A 20,259-nucleotide genomic window follows, 5' to 3' on the forward strand; every position below is an offset into this window, starting at 1 on the left:
GTAAACACTCATAAAAGCGGCCGAATAATCCGGGATTGTAACCAGCGGGAAACCAATGCAGGTAACCCAAAATGGACTTTGAAACTTCCTGTGAAGGTCGCGGTGCATCCCAGATCAGGGCAAACACAGTATTCCGGAACAGGAATTGCGGCTGGCACCGGTTACCGAAGCCAGCACATTGTGCTGATTGCATAGCCGCAGGGCACCCAGGAAGCCAAATACGATGGCCTCTTTATAATCAATCAGTTCCCTATCCGGGATGACCACCTGAAAATTCGGGTCCAATTGGTCCCGAAGAAGTTCAATCAAAAATACATTCAAGGCACCCCCCCCGGTTACCAAAACCTCCCCAGGGGCCCCTTTGCCCACCTTGTGGATCTGGATCGCAATCTGATTGGCAATATGCTGAACCGCGGTGCGTAGCAGGTTTTCGGGTTTGTCCGGGAAATTCCTGGTCAACGGAATGATGGTTTCCTCGAACCACTCGTATCCTGTGGATTTCGGGTAGGGCTTTTTGTAATACGGCAGGGCATCCAGGGCCTGGAGGTACCCTACGTTAATCTGACCACTTCGCGCCAGAGAACCCTCAGCGTCATAATGTAAATCCAGCGGTTTGACGAGATGGTTTAAAAGCATGTTCGCAATCCCGATATCAAAGGCAACCCGTTCTCCGCCCCTTTCAAAGGAAATATTGGCAATTCCCCCCAGATTCAGACAATACGCATACTTTCCAAATAAAAGGCGATCCCCAATGGGAACCAAAGGGGCTCCCTGCCCTCCCAATGCAATATCGCCTGAACGAAAATCGCCAATCGCAGGCAGCCCGCTGGACAGGGCGATATTTTGGGGCGATCCAAGCTGAAAAGTAAAGCCCATATGGGGCCTGTGGTGAACCGTATGTCCATGAGAGGCTATAGCGTCAAGGGAAGCCGCCTCGGTGTCCAGGAAGTCTATAGCCTGTTTTCCCAGCCAAGCCCCGTATCTGGCATCCAATTCCATTAATTCGGGGGCGCCCAGGGAGATTGCTGTCGCCAGTTCTGTCCTCAATTCAGGGCTGTAATTCTGATAACCTGCCCGGATGAGCCTATAGGACCAAAAGTCTCCTTTTCGTTCAAAATCACAAAGGGCCAGGTCCAGTCCATCGAGGGAAGTACCTGACATCATACCCAATACTCTGAAGGAATTCTTATGTGCCATACTGTAGTTTTACGGGAAGTATACCAGTGGCTTTGAGTCCACCTGTAAAATGTGCCCCGGCCATTTCCTGAAAGGCCGGCAGGTCCTGGAAGGCACAAACGATTCCCTTAAAATGGTTTAAGGGTAATTTTGGTATCAAGTACGGATTTCCAAACAGATACAAAAGGACTTGACGATCTGAGGATAATGCCACCAATTGTGCAACCAGGGATTCCGGAAGGCCAAACAGGTCCCTGGGCTTCATGCTCGGGGGATTGAGCGTTAACAGAATATTCCGGGTCTTGGTCGGGATTTGATTTTGAATATCCAGGCCCGAAGGACATGGATAATGATCAAAATCCAGGGTGGTGCGCACTGAATTGATAAATAACTCTGGTGCCGTACCCACAGATAGTATTGAAAAGCCATCTCTTCTGAATTGAGAAAGCAAACCTTTGGCCATATTGACTTCGCAAATGCAGTTCCGGGCAAGCTCGCGGTTCAGGGAATTGATACTGTTTTTCGGTTGGAGGGATGTACCGTGCTTCCTGAATGCCTCTTCCTTTAGCCTCCACACCCTTTGGAAGGATTCCTCCAGACGCGATTCTGAAACTTCCTTTAAAATAAGGTCTATACTTTCAGGTATGCGATCGGCATAACACAAAAGGTCATTACCTGCCTGCAGGGCCCTTAAATTCAACCGTTCTGCCCTGGTTTCGAAACCGAGGAGCGCATGCATATTCATCGCATCGGTTATAACAGTCCCTTCAAATCCCATATTGCGGAGTAACGCAATAATCGGTTCCGACAGGCTTGCAGGCAGGCCGGTGGGATCCAGGTGGGGGAGTGATAAATGTCCTGTCATCACTACGGGGACCCCGGCTTTTATCAATTCACGGAACGGGATCAGTTCTTCACCTTTCAATTGTGAAAGGTTTTTTTGAAGGACCGGAAGGTTCAGGTGCGAATCCATATCCGTATCTCCATGGCCCGGGAAATGTTTGGCACAGCTGAGGATACCACCTTCCGCCAGACCCTTATGCAAGGTTGCTGCTTTTCGGCCGACATCTTCAGGGATGCTTCCGAAAGCCCTGAACCCGATTACAGGATTGTCAATATTCGTATTGACATCAACTACAGGAGTGAGGTTCAGGTGAATTCCAATATCCCTGCAATCCCTTGCCATTGAAAGTCCCATTTCATACAAGAGAGGTTCCGAAGCAGGCTTCAGGGCTCCCAGGGTTATCGCGAAAGGGTAACGCGATCCGTGTTCCACCCGCATGGCCAAACCCCATTCTGCATCGATGGCAATCAGCAGCGGGTGCCTGGCAGACTTCTGATAACGCGAGATAAGTTGTTTAAGCCGCTCCAGGCTATTTTCATTATAGGGGATTTCACGCTGGCCTTCGAAGTTTGTCGCTGCACTCGCCCTGCTATGAAAAAAGCACAGGCCACCCACCTGATGGGTTTGAATCAGCGATTCCAGAGCCCGGACTTCCGATTCTGAATCATTGATAAAGGCCGCTGGCATAAAGAGCTGTGCGGCCTTTTCCCGATTCGTAAACTGGATTTTAACTTCTTCGTATGCAGGGACCTTACACATCTTTCTCGGCGATTTTTTTACCAAAATCTTCAGGATACCTCACATATTTCAGGAGGATTAGCGAAGGAAAGGCGGCGACCACTACCCAAACGAAAAAACCGGGATAGCCCAAAGATTCCTGAATATAGCCACTGACCATTCCCGGAAGCATCATTCCCAGGGCCATAAAACCAGTAGCTAAAGCATAATGCGCTGTCTTATAGGGGCCTTTGGCGATATAAATCAGGTAGACGAGAAAAGCGGCAAATCCAAAACCATATCCGAACTGTTCTAGGATCACCGTGCCGCTGACAGCCCAGAGATTGTCTGTGCCCGTCCACGCGAGTATGGCATAGAGCAGGTTGGGAAGGTTTAATGCCAGTATCATGGGGAGCATCCACTTTTTCAAGCCATCCCTCGAGATCAGGATACCACCGAGAATGCCTCCAATTGAAAGAAAGATTACGCCAAGGGTACCGTAAATCGTACCTACGGCTTCAGTGGAATATTCCAACCCTCCTGCCCCCGGGGTATCCAGGAGGAAAGGGGCCGCCATTTTGACAAGTTGGGACTCACCGAGTCTGTAGGTCAGTATAAAGGCAATTGCCCAGCCGATACCGGGCTTTTGGAAGAAGCCCCTTAGAACAGTAACAAATCCCTCACCTGTTGCCTGTTTTGATTTTACTTCATAAACCGGTGTGGCAAAAAAGTTCGCTACGGTCAGAAGTACCATGAGAAAGGACGTGAATATCATGGTGATCGACCAGGCTCGCGCCGGATCTCCCAATCGCTGTTCCAAATACCCCGCTAAAATCACGATTAGGCCCTGACCTGTAATCATGGCAAGGCGATAAAATGTACTCCGAAGCCCGACGAAAAAAGATTGTTTTTTCTCACTTAAGGCGATCATGTAATATCCGTCGGAAGCAATATCGTTTGTAGCGGAGGCAAAAGCCACCATCCAGAAACAGGCCAGGGTAGTGACCAGGAATGCATTGGTGGGCAGGCTGACTCCAACCCCGAATAAGGCGACCGATATGAGTAATTGCATCCAGAGAAACCAGCGGCGTTTGGTACCTGTCAGGTCCACAAATGGACTCCAAAGGGGTTTAAGGACCCAGGGGAGGTAGAGCCAACTTGTGTATAGGCCGATTTCGGCATTGCCCAGGCCCAGTTGTTTATACATGATTACCGAAACGGTAACTACAAGTATATAAGGAAGGCCCTGGGTGAAATACAGACTGGGTACCCACCACCAGGCCCGCGCATCTTTCGGGGTCATGCCGTGAAGTTTGCCTTAAAAGTAAAAAAATAGGATTGAAACCTGCAGTCAACCTTCTGCCTTTCCAAATAATACCATTATTCACAGGACTCCATAAACCTGCTATCGGTTTTTGTATTGGGCCGGAAAGCCGCTTTGCACCTTATAAGGGGTATCGCACAAAACCTTCCAGGGCTTCGTATTCTGCCAGGCCAAGGGCGTCATATCTTCGCGCCGTTTCCCGGTTTCGCTGTTCCGCGCGTTGCCAGAATTCACGTTGGTCATGCCCCGGGAACATGGCGCTGTCTTTTTGGGATTGATGTTTGAAAATCGCATTCTTTTTACGTTCCATGTCTTTTGGGCCAATGGGAACAGCCATTTCCATATCGGCGATATCCCATTCCTGCCATGCGCCCCGGTAGAGCCAGACATAACAGTCTTTCAGCCAGGAGGCCTCTTCTTTTTTGAGTCGCTCCAGGGCCTGAAAAATAATCTGAAGGCACACCCTGTGGGTGCCGTGTGGATCGGACAGGTCACCGGCGGCAAAAATCTGGTGTGGCCTGATGGATTGAAGCAGTTCGTATGTTTGGATGATATCCGCTTCAGAATGGGGTTTTTTCTTCACAGTGCCTGTTTCATAAAAAGGGAGATTCATAAAATAGGCGTTCGCTTCAGGAACCCCGCAATACCTGCAGGCAGAAAGGGCTTCTCCTTTCCGAATCAGCGCCTTAAAATTCTGAATTTCGGCACTGTCCACTTCCCCGGGTTTCTTTTGACTTAAAAAAGTGCGTACCTCTTTGAACTGGTCATGCAGTTCCTGGTTTCCCTCCTGAATATCCGTGGCAAAATCAAGGAAACGAATTACCTCGTCATCAAAAACTGCAATGTTTCCGGAAGTTTGGTATGCGACGTGCACCTGGTGCCCCTGATCTACTAGTCGCAGCAGGGTGCCGCCCATGGAAATGACATCATCATCGGGATGCGGACTGAAAATCAGGCTTCGTTTGGGGAAGGGATCCCGACGTTCAGGTCTGTTGCTGTCATCCGCATTGGGTTTACCACCCGGCCAGCCCGAAATGGTTCGTTGCAGGTTGTTAAAGACCTGCAGGTTGATGTGTTCTGCGGAGCCAATTTCAGCGATAAGATTCCCCATGCCGTACTCATTATAATCCTCATTGGTCAACTTCAAGATGGCTTTCCCGAGCGTTTGGGAGAGCCATATAGCAGCTCTTTTGATCAGGATATCATCCCAGTCACACTCACTGACCAGCCACGGTGTCGCGATTCTGGTCAGGGCAGAGGCCGCAGGCCGGTCGGTTATCACTTCACAATTTGGGTGATTCTGGAGGAAAGTGGCAGGGATAGACTCACGTTGCTTTCCCTCAACAGCTTTGTGAATAATGTCTGACTTGCCTTCTCCCCAGGCCATCATGATAATCCGCTTTGCAGACAGGATGGTGCCTACCCCCATGGTAATTGCTTTTGTCGGCACGTTGTCCAGGCCAAAAAAATCGCTTGCCGCATCCAGGCGGGTGACCCGATCCAAACGAACCATTCGGGTGATGCTGCCAAGGGAAGATCCCGGCTCATTAAAACCGATATGCCCGGTGCGTCCGATACCGAGAATCTGAATATCAAGGCCTCCGGCTTGCTGTATTTTCTTTTCATAGTCCAGGCAGAAGGCTCTCACGTCTTCTTTCTCGAGCGTTCCGTCGGGTATATGGATGTTCTTCGCCGGGATATCGATATGGTCAAAAAGGTGTTCTTTCATGAAGCGCACATAGCTGTGGATCGAATCCGGCTCCATCGGGTAGTATTCATCCAGGTTGAAAGTGATCACATTTTTAAAACTCAGACCCTCTTCCTTATGGAATCGGACCAGATAGTCATATAGTTTCGTTGGGGTGGATCCGGTAGCCAGCCCGAGTACTACATTTTTTCCTTCCTTTTGCCTGCTGCGTATCAATTCGGCGATTTCGCAGGCTACATAATGCGAAGCGGATTCTGAATTCTCGTGGATACTCGAGCGTATTTTTTCAAATTTAACGGCCTCTTCATCGCTGGGGATGGGATAGGAAGAGGTGGCAGGGGTTAGATCAGGCATGAGAATTTAGGTCTTGAATTCGTAGGCAAAATTACATTTAAGTTTTTAAACCTGCAATAAAATGCAATAAAAACTGCAATAAATTGCAATAAAAGCCATAAAAATGTTTTTATAGAATTAATACTTGCAAAAAATCGAAATTCGTATCTTTGGACAAACAATCTGATGTTAAAGGAAGAACGACAGCGAATAATTCTCAGAGAAGTCGAAGTACACAACCGGGTGCTTCTCACCGATCTGGCCGAGAAGCTTGAGGTTTCTGTGGATACCGTCCGGCGCGATGTTAAAGAACTCGATGCCATTCAAAAGCTCAGGAAAGTTCATGGGGGAGCTGTATCCCTGGGATTTATTTCTCCCGCCGCCGCCAACACGAATACCTATGCCATTGAGGAGAAAATTGCGATTGCCAGTAAAGCCATAAGTATTCTAAAGAATGGCAGTGTAATCTTTATGGATGGCGGGACCACTTGCCAGGAACTGGCACGGCTGCTTCCCGAGGAAATGCAACTCACCTGTTTTACCATTAGCCTTCCTGTAGCCTTATTGCTGCAGACCAAGCCCGGGGTACGCGTGATCCTGATCGGGGGAGAAGTCTCCAGGGAGGCCCAGATCACTACTGGCGTAACAGCCATCAATGCACTGGCGGATATCAGGGTCGATTACGGGTTTATCGGGACAGGGTATGTAGATGCCCTTCACGGCCTGACCGAATTTGACTGGGATGTCGTACAGGTCAAAAAGGCGGTCATTGCCTCCTCCCGCAAAGTAGTTCTGTTGTGTATTGCAGAAAAATTGAATTCCCAGCATAGATACCGAACCTGTGACATCAGTTCGATCAACACAATGGTCACCGAATTGAATCCAGATTCCAGCCGACTAAACTCATTTCGAAAACATCAAATTCACATTCTCTAAAAATGTCCGATTTTATAAAGATTACAGAACAGCCTTCCTTACACGATAATTTAGAGCAGCTGGAAGTTCCCGAGTTGCTCGACCGCATCAATCAGGAAGACCAGAAAGTTGCCCTGGCCGTTCGGGAAACACTTCCGGCTATCGGTGCACTGGTGGAGGCAATGGAGCCCCGTTTTCTGAGCGGGGGGCGCCTGTTCTATATTGGGGCCGGTACCAGTGGACGGCTCGGGATACTCGACGCCTCAGAAATCCCTCCTACTTATGGGATGCCCCACGACCGGGTAATCGGACTCATCGCGGGAGGGGATCGGGCCATTCGCAAGGCGGTTGAGCATGCCGAAGATGACCCGGAACAGGCCTGGAAAGACCTGATAACCCATGAAATCAATGAAATGGATACCCTTGTGGGAATTGCCGCTTCCGGGACCACGCCCTATGTTGTGGGGGGAATACAAATGGCCAGGGAAGCAGGACTCCTGACCGCAGGGATTACCAATAACCCCGGCTCACCCCTGGCTTTGACTGCGGAAATTCCTATAGAAATCCGGGTGGGGCCCGAGTTTGTTACCGGAAGCACGCGAATGAAAAGCGGTACCTCCCAGAAACTCGCCCTTAACATGATTACCACGGCCCTGATGATCCGAATCGGCAGGGTTCGCGGAAACAAAATGGTTCATATGCAATTGAGTAATAATAAACTCATCGATCGGGGAACCCGGTATCTGGTAGAGCACCTGGGCCTTTCTTATGAAAAGGCCGGTGAGGCACTGGCCAGATATGGCTCAGTCCAAAAAGCGCTCGAGGCCTACAACAGCTGAAGGGGATTTAAACACGCATCCCCCTTAAAGCATCAGGACTTGGGGTTCAGACGATAAATTCCCTTGCCTTCCACGGCCACGTAGATCAATCCATCCGGACCTTGTCTTACGTTGCGAACCCGACCGATATCTTCCATGAGTTTCTCGCGCCTCAGCACCTGTTCTCCCTTCATTTCCAGACGCTCCAGGTATTGAAAGGAAAGGGACCCCACCAGCAGACTTCCCTTCCATCCCGGATACCGATCCGAGGTAACAAAGCACATCCCGCTGGGGGCTATGGAAGGAACCCAATAGTGGATAGGGGCTATAATACCCTCCATTTCGGTTTTATCTGTAATAGGTGTGCCACTGTAGTTAATGCCATAAGTAACCAGGGGCCAGCCGTAATTCTCCCCTGCCGAGACGATATTGATTTCATCTCCGCCTCGTGGCCCGTGCTCGTGAATCCATATTTCGCCCGTCTCAGGATGTTGAATCATACCCTGGGGATTGCGGTTGCCATAGGTATAGATGGCTTGAATAGCATCCGGGGTATTGACGAATGGGTTGTCGGAAGGTACTGTACCATCATCGTGCAGGCGATAGACTTTTCCGCCGTCACGGGATAAATCCTGAGGGTTGGTATCGCGTGCACCCCGCTCCCCGATGGTAAAGTAGAGGTAGCCTTCCGCGTCGAATTCAATTCTGGAACCGAAGTGCTGGCCCTGGGTGGTATTTGGGCTTCCTTTGTAAAGTACTTGCAAATCGATTAGTTGATCTCCGCTAAGACGTGCCCTTGCAATGGCAGTATGCCCGCCTTTCTCCGGACCTTCCTCAGAGGCATAACTCAGGTAAATCCATCCATTTTGTGCAAAGTTGGGATGAAGTTCCAGATCTAAAAGGCCTCCCTGGCCCCGGACATAGACTTCCGGTACCCCCTGAATCTCAATTTTTTTTCCATCCCGGAAGCAAATCAGCGACCCGGATTTCTCCGAAATCAAGAGGCTGCCATCCGGCAGGAACACCATCCCCCACGGTATTTGGAGGTCATCGACAAACAACTCTGCAGAAAACACTTCCTGGGAAGGGTTTTCTGCACTGTTTTGATCGTTTTGCGCACATGACATGCAGATCATTACAGCGAAAAACCACAGGCTGACAATACTATTTTTCATACCATTTCGTTGATGTAGTACCATTTTTCCAAAATATGTGATAAGGTGGCAAACAGGGTTAAGCCCCAAAGATAAAGAGAAATTATAAGCGTAAATAATTACAACCAGAGTACAGAAGGACTCCCGAATCCCTGCTGTGCTCTCTGAAGCCTACTTAGTCTATGCTCCCGAAAAAAACCAGGCACCTTTGGTATGCCCTGCTTGTAGTGGGAATATCTTTTGTTAGTGCTTCGGCTTTCGAATACAGTCCGCTGTACCATTTGGTAGAGGCCGTAGAAAGCCTTTCTGACAAGGCTGAAACGCAATCCGATACGACCGCTGACGCAATTTCGATTGTTTCTCCGACAAAAGCTGATGTTGCAGCGGCAGAAGCCGCCCCGATGTTTTCCACGATTATTTTGAACGCTGACGAACAGGTGACCTGTTCGGATAACGGCTTCACAATTGCCCGATTCAACCTGTGCGGGGATTTTGATGATCGCTTGATTAGCCTGAGCGGATCATTCAGTTCTTATGAATGGCAGCAACTCGTACCCAGCGGGAGCTGTACTTTTGATGTTAATGATGACTGTCCCCCAATTATAGGAAATGAATGTAATTCCTCATGGCAAACCGTCGGGACCTCTGCTTCATATACAGTTTCAGCGGGAACAATACCGCCAACTACGGGAGCGGAGTTCCGTGTACGCGCGAATGGCGGCACATATTACTACTTTAAAGTCAAAAAGAGCAGCATCACGCAAACCTATATTAAAAGGGATTTTATCTGTGGTGTGCCCGGACGTATCCAGTTGACTAACCTCTCCAGTGCTTATGAATACAGCATCGATAATGGATCTGGTTTTGGTCCCTGGCAAAATTCCGCCATTTTTGATGGCCTTACCCCTGGTACTTACCTTGTTAAAACACGCCTGAGAAATACGGCCAATACCTGTGAGTACCCTTACGAGCCGATAGTAATCGAAGATCGTATTATCGACCTGGATGTGACCTTTACAGATGCAACTTGTTTTGGGGATACGGGTACGATTACAGTGAATGTAAATAACGTTCCTGGCCCCTACCGGTATACGTTGCTGGACCAGAATGGCGTTCCTCAGGAATTTACCACTTTCATCCCCAATAACCCATATACCTTTGCAGCAGTAGGACAGGGAACATACAGTGTTCAGGTCGAAACCCAGCAATGTGCAGGGGATCCTACCCTGGGTATTCTGCCACCTCAGGAATCCCTGGATGTCAATGGGAACCCGATAATAATCGGGGATGGCCTTGTTGCCCTGGCGGCCTCAACAGAGGTAAATGAAAGCCTGAGTACCGATCCTGCCTGTGGTGCGAACGATGCCGATATCATTGTCAGAACCTCCGGGGGGGTTCCTCCCTATACGTTTACCGTTAGCGATGGCGGTAATTCTGGTGGAACATATGTAGGCCAAACCACATATAATGTTACCACGGCCGGATCCTACCAATTTACGATAACCGATGCCAATGGCTGTTTAATTACGGCCTCTGCTTCTGTACAGGAGCTCTCTCCCCCCGACGTTACCGCCTCGGGAACGGATGGCGATTGTAATAACGGAGCGCGGATCGATATTAACGTTCTGGATGCCAAGGGCTACGATCTTTCATTTCGAGCCCAGCCAGTCGACCCCTGGTCTGCAAATCCTGTTCTGACCGTAGGGGACGGGACCTACAATTCCATTCAGGTACGGTATGAATCAGGAAGTTTTAGCTGTATTTATACCCTTCCTACTTCCCTTACGCTAACCAATGTTGGAGCCATTACGGGAAATGCAGTGAAACTCCAGGATCGCGTCTGTAACGCAAGTGGAGGAACAGACGGGGGGATCATAGAATTTCAGGGACCCTTTAGTGGCGGTTCCGGAAGCGGGTACGAATTCAGTATCGATGGAGTGAACTTCAGCACCCAGTTGACCTACTCGAACCTCGCACCGGGGACGTATACGCCCATAATTCGGGATACCGGGGGCTGTCGCCTGCAGTTGACCGCTATAGATATCCTGGATGCCGATCCACCAACGGACATTGACTTTGCCCAGGGGATCATCAATTGTGCCGCAGGAACTTCTGATGTGCAATTGACCGGAACCAGTAATGCCGCAATTGTCCAATATGAGATTGTCAGTCCGATCACTCTTGACAACGGGGCAAGTGATACATTCCCCGGGCTTAGTGTAAATACGGCATATACCTTCCGTATAACAGATGCCAACGGGTGTTTTTACGAAGAGAGTTTTACCCCTGCCCTGCTGAATTCCATCGGAGTTCGTTTAAGTTCCGGTGGTGATTTAAGGGTTTGTACGGGGGCTACAGATGGGTCGGGTACATTTATCGTGGACGGTTTTCTCAATGGGTTTACCTATTCGATTAACGGAGGCCCTACGAGCCCTGTTCAGAATACCCCACAGGTTACCCTGCCACCCTCGGGGGCAGGTACATATACCATTGTAGTGACCGATGCCGATACGGGGTGTACGGATTCAAGCTCCCTGCAAATAGAGGAGCCGTCAAGTCCGCTCACCTTAAGTGGGAATGTTACCGCGATGACCTGTAGCAACGGGAACAGGGGGCGGGTGACTTCCATAGCCTCAGGTGGTTGGGGCTCGTACCGCTATAGCCTTGAACAACCAAACGGTTCAACCCGGGGACCCAAAAGTGGTCGTACTTTTGGAAACCTAACGCAGTCCGGAACCTATATTCTTACGGTTACGGATTCGGAAGGGTGTACGGACTCCTTTTCATTTGACCTTACACCGGTTTCCTCCCCGAATATCGCGCTGGATGGGCCATCCTCAGATTTCTGTTTTGTTCCGGGAATCGGGGCGACACTGGCGGTTACCTCTACGGCAGGATCAGCGCCTGTCGGGAGTCACAGATACCGTATCAACGGAGGTGCCCTGCAGGTAAGCCCGGTATTTTCTGGACTCAGTCCCGGGAACTATCGAATTCAGGTCGTCGACAGCAACAATTGTGAAGATGAGATAAATGTGACTGTTAATCCGCAATTGCGTGTCACAGGTTCCATTGAAACGGAAATCCCCTGTGGTGGCGCAGATGGTAGTCTTCGCGTACAAGTTTCCGGTGGGTACACTACCGGGGCGGGAGCCAAACAGTATGAAATAAGTGCGGATAACGGATCGACCTTCGGTCCGCCGATTCCACTTACATCCAACTCTTTCCTCTTCGATACCAATACGCCTGGGGATTATGTATTCCGGGTAACGGATAACCAGGGATGTATCTCGGAATCCGTACCGGTTACGCTCAATCCGCCAATTCCGCTTGACCCGGCTTCTGCGAGTGTAATTCCAGCCAGTTGTGGTCAAACCAATAATGGGATTCTTACCGTAGTCCCCGATGCTACCAGCGGGATCCCGCCTTTTCTGGTCAGTTTTGAAGGTGGTGCCTTTGGGAGTCAGACCGTATTTTCAAACCTGAATGCCGGCCAAACCTATACCTATGCGGTTAGGGATGCCATCGGTTGTGAAACGGCTCCTGCAACTGTTACGATTCCAAATGACCCAACGCTTCCTCCAGATGCTACTGTAAACCCCGTTACCGCGGTTTGCCTTACAGGTGTTCTTGAGGGAAGTATCGATATTACATCCGTTTCTGATGGCACTCCGGATTTCACCTATATCCTGCAGGATCAATTCGGTACAGAAATCAGCCGCATTGGCCCAACCTCCAGTACCTCGGAATCTTTTTCGAACCTGGCTCCGGATACGTATCGCATCGTCACCCTGGATGCGAATGGGTGTCGTGACGAAGACCTGGTGACCATCGACCAAACGACACTGGATGTCGTACCAGATCCGGTCCTTGCCCCGGTCTGTGACCCCTCCGGGTTTACCAATACCGTGGAAATTGTGGGAGGTACAGGGCCCTTCCTGATCCGTCTGGCCATAGATCCCAATCCTCCGGTTACACCGAACAGCCCCCCGAGACGGCATACTTTTACAGGATTGCAGTTTGGAGTTGCCTATGAAGTTGAGGTGACCGACCAGGGAACGGGATGTGTATACCTGGATGAAATAGCTCCCGTTGCCGGCCCTACACCCTTGGACATTACGGCCACCTCGACTCCGGACTTCTGTGACCTGAGTAGAAATGGACAAATCGTCTATAACATTGACGGCTTTGCCGCGAGCAGTGATTTATTGATTGAACTTCTCAATACGGATAACGGTACCCGGATCACGATTGAGAACCCGACCAATGTTTCCCCTATATATTCCAATACCTATGAGACCCCGGCCGGGAATTATCAGATCATTGCGACCGACCTGACCAATAATTGTACAGATGCTGCTGCAGTAACCGTGGATCAGAATTTACCGGCATTCGATATAGTGGCGTCCTCACCGGCTAATTGTAATGCCTTCGGTCAATTGACGGTACAGGGTACAGGTGGCTCTGGTGGCCCCTATGTGTTTGCCTATATGGATGCTGGAGTGAGCCCTACACCCGGCGATTGGACCCTCGAGACGACCTTCGTCGCCCCTGCGGGCACCTATGATATTTACGTCAGAGATGTCGCCAATTGTGCCTCCTTTGCCATTCAAACAATTATTGGCCTAAACCCGGACCTGGTACCACCCACCTTCCTGGTAGAAAACGGCTGTGATATAACAGCTACGACCTTTGACATCCTGGTACAAATGCCTGGCACGGTAGATACGCCCCGGTTCTCATTAAATGGGGATGAACAATTCCCTGTGCTCAATGGTGGGTTTTGGGAATATACCTATACGGTGGGATCGCCGGGAGATTATATCGTGGATGTGGTAGATGCCAGTGGTTGTGCCAGTCAGGGAACGGCTACGGTCTATGAATTTCTTAATGCCTCCGGGGATTTCACAACAGACCCTTCCTGTAATAATACCGATGGGGTCATTACAATCTCGACCAATGGCGGTAGTGGTGATTTTACATTTGAACTTCGTGATGGCAGCGGCGCCTATATCGCCGACAATACTACAGGGGTCTTTACAGGCTACGCACCCGGTGATTATGAGGTACTCGTCACAGATAACCTGGTTATCGACCTCACTGGGAATTGTACCTTCCTTGTGGATGATATTACGATGCCTGCTGCCAATGAACCTGTAATTGCCACGATACTCGATACCGATATTTCGTGTAACGGGGCTGACGATGGGAGCATTGAGGTCATCCTGCAACCCGGGACGGATTTGGATAGTCCCCTGGTATACACCTTGTTTGTAAACGGTACGGCAACAGTTGTCGATCAGAACGGAGCGGGTTCGTTTAGCAATCTGCCCCCCGGGGTTTATGATGTCACCGTAGTGTCTAACCGCGGTTGTGAGGTCAGACAGGACAATATCGATATCGTGGAGCCCCCCGTCTTTTCGATTAGCGCTTCGGCTCCGCCTTTTAGTTGTGTACCCGGTGCCAACCAGTTCAGTTCCACAATCATAACGGTATCTGTGGTAGATCCGGGAACGGCTTCCGGAGGTTATCAGTACAGTATCACTGGTTTTGAGAATTATCAGAGCGCAAATACCTTTGAAATTATCGACAATGGCGCTCCCCAGACCATTACTGTTTATGCCATTGACGGAAATGGATGCCAGGATCAGGTAACCCTGCCTGTGATTAATCCGCCTTCAAATGTAATTCCATCCCTGAGCGTCATGGATGTCCTGACCTGTACGGATCCCGAACAAGTCCGTATTGATGTGGCTGGTACCACTGACTTTACAGTATCCCTGGTCAATGGACCTGCGGCCGTAACCCCTGTTACGAATACCCCTGGAAATTCCTTTGTATTGGTTGATCTCCCTGCAGCCGGGGGCTATCTTTTACAGGTAACTGATAATATCGAGGGATGTAGCTATCCGCTGCCCCTTCATCAGGTTTCCGATCCGCTCTATCCGGATGTGGTGATCAGAGAAGCGAATCCGGTCCGTTGTGCCGTACCCGGCGATGATGGTGCACTCTTCATTGAGGTTTCGGATTACAGTGGGGTGTACAACTATGACGCCTTCCTTATAGACACAAGTGGAAATCGCATACTCCCTGCAGCTGCCAGTGGAAGCTTTGACACCGCCAACTTCCCGGATGCCAGCGGTGATCCGGCCCGAATTACCGGCCTTTCAGGAGGGAACTATGTTGTGGAGATCTCTACAATTTCGGCACCAGGTTGCCCAGGCATAAGTAATCTGGCCACTGTAAGGGCTCCGAACGGACCCTTAGTACCCATTGCCAGTTCCGAAGGCAACGTAAGTTGTACGGACAATACAGGTATAATTAATGCCGCCTCCTCCGGAGGTTGGGATACGAGTCCCTATCAATTCCGGTTATTGAGAGATAATGGCACCGGAACCTATGTAGAGGTTGTCCCCTTATCCGCTCAGTCGCGTTTCGAGAATCTCTCTAGCGGGAATTACAGGGTAGAGGTAGAGGACATTGAGGGATGTACAGAGTTTACGGATATTACCCTGGATCCGGTTCCACCGATTTTGGTGGGTATACGCGAGCCGCAGGGCCTGATATGTCCCGGAGGAAATAATGCCGTTCTCGAGGCCTTCGATCCGGCCACAGGAGATGAAACTACCGCTGTCGCGGGAGCTTCCGGAGGTGTTACGGGAGCTGGGTTTATCTATCAGCTGATTTACCTGGGAAGCAACGACATCAACGATGAGCTCTCCCGAAGTGGTCTGCAGAGTTCGCCGACATTTATCGGTGCTAATGGCTTTGGATATTTAAGTGCTGGCTGGTACGCTATCGAAGTATCGTCAAGCTTTGATTGTCTGGGTGTTACAACACCGTATTACGTGGATCCCCCACCGGCCATTGTCCCTACCTTACTTCAGGTACAGGCTCCCGGATGTGGTGGTTTTGGAGAAATGCGCCTTACGGTGACCAATCCTGAGGTTGGTTTCAACTATGAGTACCGCCCCGTGGGAGTACCTCCGACGGATCCCTTTATTTCAATGGGAGCAGGTGTAAACTCCGTATTGATTCAGGGACTGCCAGGTTTCTATCAATTCGAAGTTCGGAAAGTAAATGCGACCAATGCCTGTGATGTTGTGACCTCCAACGGGCTTACCTTAATCGATGCCCAGGATCTGGATCTGGTAGTGAACCTGCCGGACGATATTTCCTGTGCGACCGAACTCGATGGACGTATTGAATCCTTCGCAGGAGGTGGTGTGGGTAATAATAGTTTTTTCCTTTACAGAGGAGACCCGGGAGATCCGTTTAGCCCGAATCCGGGTGCGGTTGTCGTTCGGGGCCCCCAACCAGATGGTACTTTTGAAGGTTTGTCCGAAGGAACCGATTATTACGTTGCTGTAATTAGCGGAAGTACGTGTGCGGATGTGGAAGGACCCCTCTCCATAGCCCGGCCCGATCCGATCACCTACAGCATATCCACTACACAAATAAGTTGTGCCGGTGAGACTGATGGTACCGCAACGGTTGAAGTAACTGGCGGTGGACAGGGACTTGTACAGTTTGCGATTGAACCAAATTTCAACGAATTCTTTACAGATGCCGCTACTCCGGGAGCCTATACCTTTACAGACCTGGAAGGGGCACCTTTCCCCGGAAGGGAATACGACATCCTGATTCAGGATGAGCAGGGTTGTTCTGAAATTACCACGGTTCGTATAATTGAACCGGAGCCTTTGGATGCAGATTTTACGACAACACCTGAAACATGTATCGGGTTTGCCGATGGTACTGCCCAACTAACAGTTTCCGGAGGAACACCATTTACGACACCGGCAGGTATCCGGTACTATGAAACAAGTTTGAATTCCGCAGATGACGCCGATTTTGTGCGGAATGACAATCTCTTTTTCGACAATCTGCAGGGCGGAGAGTCCTATGTAGTATTTATTCGGGACGCCAACGGCTGTCTGACCAATGTGATCCTCCCTATAGATATTGGCGTGGAGCTGGGGGCAGAAGCAGTAGTCGATTATGGGTGTGATGGAATTTTCCCCTTCAGTACCACGCGTATCGAAATGCAGGATGACAGTGTCCTCGATCAAGTGCTTTTTGCCCTTGATCCTGTGGATCCTACAGACGCAATTACGGCAATGGCGGATTTGACCAGAACCTGGGGTGATTTACCTGCAGGAGACCATATCGTATATATCTACCATGAAAACGGATGTACTAATTTTATCGAGTTCACTATAGAGGCTTATGAGCCGCTTACGCTGGACGCCATGCAGACCGGGCCGAATGAGATCACTGCAACAGCCAGTGGGGGATATGGAGGTTATGAGTACTTCTTCCAGGGTGAGTCTCTTGGCAGTACCAACGTGTTCTACCTGAATTTCGACGCAATGGTCAATATCAGGGTAAGGGACCGGGAAGGATGTGAAATCAGTATCGATTTCCCATTTGATTTTACCGGAATGGTGGACTTCCCCAATTTTTTCACCCCTGACGGCGACGGCATGAATGATGTCTGGGCACCCCTTAACCGGGAGTTCTTCCCGAATATCGAAGTGATCATATACGACCGTTACGGCAGGGTAGTGGCAACCCTTGACCAGGTAACCAATTGGGATGGAACCTATGACAGTAAAGAGCTCCCCTCCGGAGACTACTGGTATGTGGTTAATGCCAATGACAACGAAAAGCAACAATATGTTGGCCACTTTACCCTATTCAGATAGGGTCGGATTTACGAGTAAAAAAGCCTGTACAAACGTGTACAGGCTTTTTTAGTTTCCGCATGAACGCACTTTAAGTCATCCGGGTATTTATTCTACCAGGATACCGTCTTCCAGGATAATCGCATACCGGTAGCCGGCGCCGAAATCTTTGTCGAGGCGTACAAAGGCCTGCAGCTTCACCCGATCACCTGGCTTAACTGAGGCAGAAGAGGTTACCACAAGGTCTTTATCATCTGCGCTTCCATCCTTTAGATGTATCCAGTTACGACTGAGAATCCCCTCATTAACCTTGGTACAGGTTCCGGAGATCTCAACTTTTCGGCCTTCGAAGGCCTCGGGGTTGTCAAATATTTCTGAAATCTGTACGGGGGAGGCATTACCCTGCATCATCTCTGCAGGGGAATCGGGATCATCAGGAGTCGAGGCATCCGCCTGAGGGGTTGCCTTAGTTTCCTGGGACTTGAGTTTATCGACCTGTGCTTCCGGTACAATTCGGGTTACCAGATATATGGTGTCAAAAACCCGCTGCATCTCCTTACTTTCAAAGTCAGTTCGGATGAGGGCTTCGTTGTAATAATAAACCTCACCTGAATTAACCGCTGTTTGAGAAGTTGCCATCCAGTATTCCCGACCGTCCTCCGTCACTTTGAGATAAAGGTATTTACTCGTGGGTACCGCTTCAGCAATCGTAATTTTTCGCAGGTCCATAATGACATCCTTATGAACATCTTCCATACTGGGCTCGGTCTTAAGGGGAATCGTATCTCCTGCATTCGGACCTTGTTTACAGGAGATCACAGATAGTGTAAGGGTGATACCAAAAAAGAACAGGATATACCTGTTGTTAAAAATTTGCATGCTTATATAGGGTTAAAGTTTAGAGTGCCGGGACTGACGCGTATTGGGCAATCAGTTTTTCCAGGTTTTTGGAGTTTTGAAGCGTCTCCGGTTTTTTGAGGATTTTCCGCATAATGCGATTGGACAAGACTGAGATTTCGCCTTTGGACCAACCATGGCCTTCTGCAACCCCAATGCGCTTCAGGGTCTTGAATACCTGCTTTTTCCGTTCGGCCATCAGGCTTCTGAAAGGCTGCATTTCCTGCCATTCATTGAAGGCAGACCATTCCTGATGTATGATTTCCTCAACGTTTTCAGCCGCAGCATTACGCGCCATGCGGTTGGATTTTAACTGGGAAGCGATGGAATCCAGATTGTGCATCTCAACTGCAGGGTTTGTTGCCAGGGCAGGGCTGAAATTTCCGGGAACCGCCAGATCGACGAGCAGGACCGGTTTATCGACACCTATTCCCTTATGGATTAATCCGGAGGCATGACTGACCGCTGAAATGATCACATCGAATTCACCGAGGTCATTTTTCAGGAGTTTTTCCCACGGCCAGGCGGATATTTTGTTTAGCCTGGCCAGCCTTTCCGCGCGCGCCATGGTCCGGTTTGTGACAAAAATATTCCGATACCCGAATTTACTGTTGTATTTAAAAAGTTGCCTTACGATATCGCCAGCACCCACAAAGAGGATTTTTTTCTGACTTGCCTCACTTCCAAAGGTGTCTCCAATTAGCTTTAATGCCTTGTAGGCCGTGGAGGTAGTACCATCCCTGAACCCGGTTTCATTACTCACCCGTTTGTGTGTTCTGAAAAGCGTTTGCATGCTGCGTTCCAAATGGGATCCCTGCAAATTATTTTCAAGCGAGAAATGATAGGCTTTCCTGATTTGGTGAATAATTTCAGAGTCTCCCAGTACAGAGGATTCCAAACCTGCCGAAACCCTGAGCAAATGCAGGACGGTATCTTTGGTGCGATCGCTGAGCCTGAAATCCGACTGATCGGAAGCCTCAACCGAACCGACGATAAGCTGCAAAAGGTAGTCCCGAACCTCGGCTGCGGCGGTCTGCTTAGATTCAAAATAGCATTCCGTACGGTTACAGGTAACGAGCAACAATAGGGAACGAAGGTCCGGAAAAGCCGATTGCAGCCCATGGGCTACTTTTTGCTTCTGTGTATCGGACAGGTGAAATCGCTCCCTTCGGGCTACCGGGGCTGTGTGGTGTGAAATGCTAAGGTATCTTAATCTCGACTCCATAATGGCTGGAACGGGTTTTGATCAAAAATCAGTTTTATCCGCTTAACGCTGCTGAACCTGCGGTTTATTCCTTCAGGGTTCTCATATAATTTACAATCAGCCAGCGGTCTTCATCGTCCGGCATTTTCTTGGTGTACTCCGGCATATCACCAAAGCCAAAAGAGGTTTTGTAGAACAACTCCCCGTCGGTCTGTGCCTGATATTCTGCGGAGGAGAAATCCCCTAAATCCCCTTTGAGACCTGCGGCTTTCTTACCGTCTCCGTACCCTTCTTTTCCGTGGCAGGACTGGCAGTGTTTGGAGTAAAGGGCTTTACCTATGTTCAAATCCGCAGTCGGATCTGTGGGGTTTTTCATGTTTACATACTTCTCGGGAACCACCCATTCATCCTGAGGAGGGGTCGTAAAGGCGTAAAACGCCAGAGCGAGAAAGGCAAGGGGTAAAAGGATTTTAATTGTTTTCATA

Annotated in this window: 11 protein-coding genes; 3 read left to right on the forward strand and 8 right to left on the reverse strand. The window is 49.6% G+C overall.

Going from position 1 to position 20,259, the window contains the following annotated elements; translation table 11 throughout:
• Positions 1-114 precede the first annotated feature (114 nt).
• The 4 genes from QU605_RS11385 to nagB all read right to left on the reverse strand — a co-directional run bounded on the left by QU605_RS11385 (position 115) and on the right by nagB (position 6,123).
• Complete coding sequence (locus QU605_RS11385; RefSeq protein WP_289725437.1) at positions 115-1,197, reverse strand: anhydro-N-acetylmuramic acid kinase; 1,083 nt, start codon at positions 1,195-1,197, stop codon at positions 115-117.
• On the reverse strand, positions 1,187-2,779 hold the full coding sequence (locus QU605_RS11390) for a glycoside hydrolase family 3 protein (RefSeq protein ID WP_289725438.1): 1,593 nt from the start codon (positions 2,777-2,779) through the stop codon (positions 1,187-1,189). The genes QU605_RS11385 and QU605_RS11390 overlap by 11 nt, the downstream gene beginning before the upstream one ends.
• Positions 2,772-4,040, reverse strand: coding sequence for an MFS transporter (locus QU605_RS11395; RefSeq protein ID WP_289725439.1), 1,269 nt, complete (start codon positions 4,038-4,040; stop codon positions 2,772-2,774). Before QU605_RS11395 ends, QU605_RS11390 begins: the two co-directional genes overlap by 8 nt.
• 142 nt (positions 4,041-4,182) lie before the next feature.
• Entirely contained in the window at positions 4,183-6,123 is a 1,941-nt protein-coding gene (gene nagB, locus QU605_RS11400) for a glucosamine-6-phosphate deaminase (RefSeq protein WP_289725440.1), read from the reverse strand.
• A gap of 165 nt (positions 6,124-6,288) precedes the next feature.
• Between nagB and QU605_RS11405 the strand changes: the two genes are divergently transcribed.
• Together QU605_RS11405 and QU605_RS11410 are read left to right on the forward strand one after the other, a co-directional pair.
• Entirely contained in the window at positions 6,289-7,038 is a 750-nt protein-coding gene (locus QU605_RS11405) for a DeoR/GlpR family DNA-binding transcription regulator (protein ID WP_289725441.1), read from the forward strand.
• A gap of 2 nt (positions 7,039-7,040) precedes the next feature.
• Positions 7,041-7,856, forward strand: coding sequence for an N-acetylmuramic acid 6-phosphate etherase (locus tag QU605_RS11410; RefSeq protein WP_289725442.1), 816 nt, complete (start codon positions 7,041-7,043; stop codon positions 7,854-7,856).
• A gap of 32 nt (positions 7,857-7,888) precedes the next feature.
• Here QU605_RS11410 and QU605_RS11415 read toward each other — a convergent pair whose 3' ends face one another.
• Positions 7,889-9,010, reverse strand: coding sequence for a PQQ-dependent sugar dehydrogenase (locus QU605_RS11415; protein WP_289725443.1), 1,122 nt, complete (start codon positions 9,008-9,010; stop codon positions 7,889-7,891).
• A gap of 161 nt (positions 9,011-9,171) precedes the next feature.
• On the opposite strand from QU605_RS11415, the gene QU605_RS11420 reads away from it, so the two are divergent.
• Positions 9,172-17,694, forward strand: coding sequence for a T9SS type B sorting domain-containing protein (locus QU605_RS11420; RefSeq protein WP_289725444.1), 8,523 nt, complete (start codon positions 9,172-9,174; stop codon positions 17,692-17,694).
• A gap of 87 nt (positions 17,695-17,781) precedes the next feature.
• Here QU605_RS11420 and QU605_RS11425 read toward each other — a convergent pair whose 3' ends face one another.
• The 3 genes from QU605_RS11425 to QU605_RS11435 form a co-directional block, all read right to left on the reverse strand.
• Positions 17,782-18,552: a hypothetical protein gene (locus QU605_RS11425; protein ID WP_289725445.1), complete on the reverse strand. Its 771-nt coding sequence runs from the start codon at positions 18,550-18,552 to the stop codon at positions 17,782-17,784.
• 19 nt (positions 18,553-18,571) lie between these two features.
• A complete protein-coding gene (locus tag QU605_RS11430; protein ID WP_289725446.1) occupies positions 18,572-19,795 on the reverse strand; it encodes a glutamyl-tRNA reductase in 1,224 nt (407 codons plus the stop codon).
• A gap of 64 nt (positions 19,796-19,859) precedes the next feature.
• The gene (locus QU605_RS11435; protein WP_289725447.1) at positions 19,860-20,258 is read right to left on the reverse strand and encodes a c-type cytochrome; all 399 of its coding nucleotides are present in this window, start codon (positions 20,256-20,258) and stop codon (positions 19,860-19,862) included.
• Between the last annotated feature and the right edge of the window lies 1 nt (position 20,259).

The sequence above is a fragment of the Robiginitalea aurantiaca genome (assembly GCF_030380815.1).
Lineage (GTDB): Bacteria > Bacteroidota > Bacteroidia > Flavobacteriales > Flavobacteriaceae > Robiginitalea > Robiginitalea aurantiaca.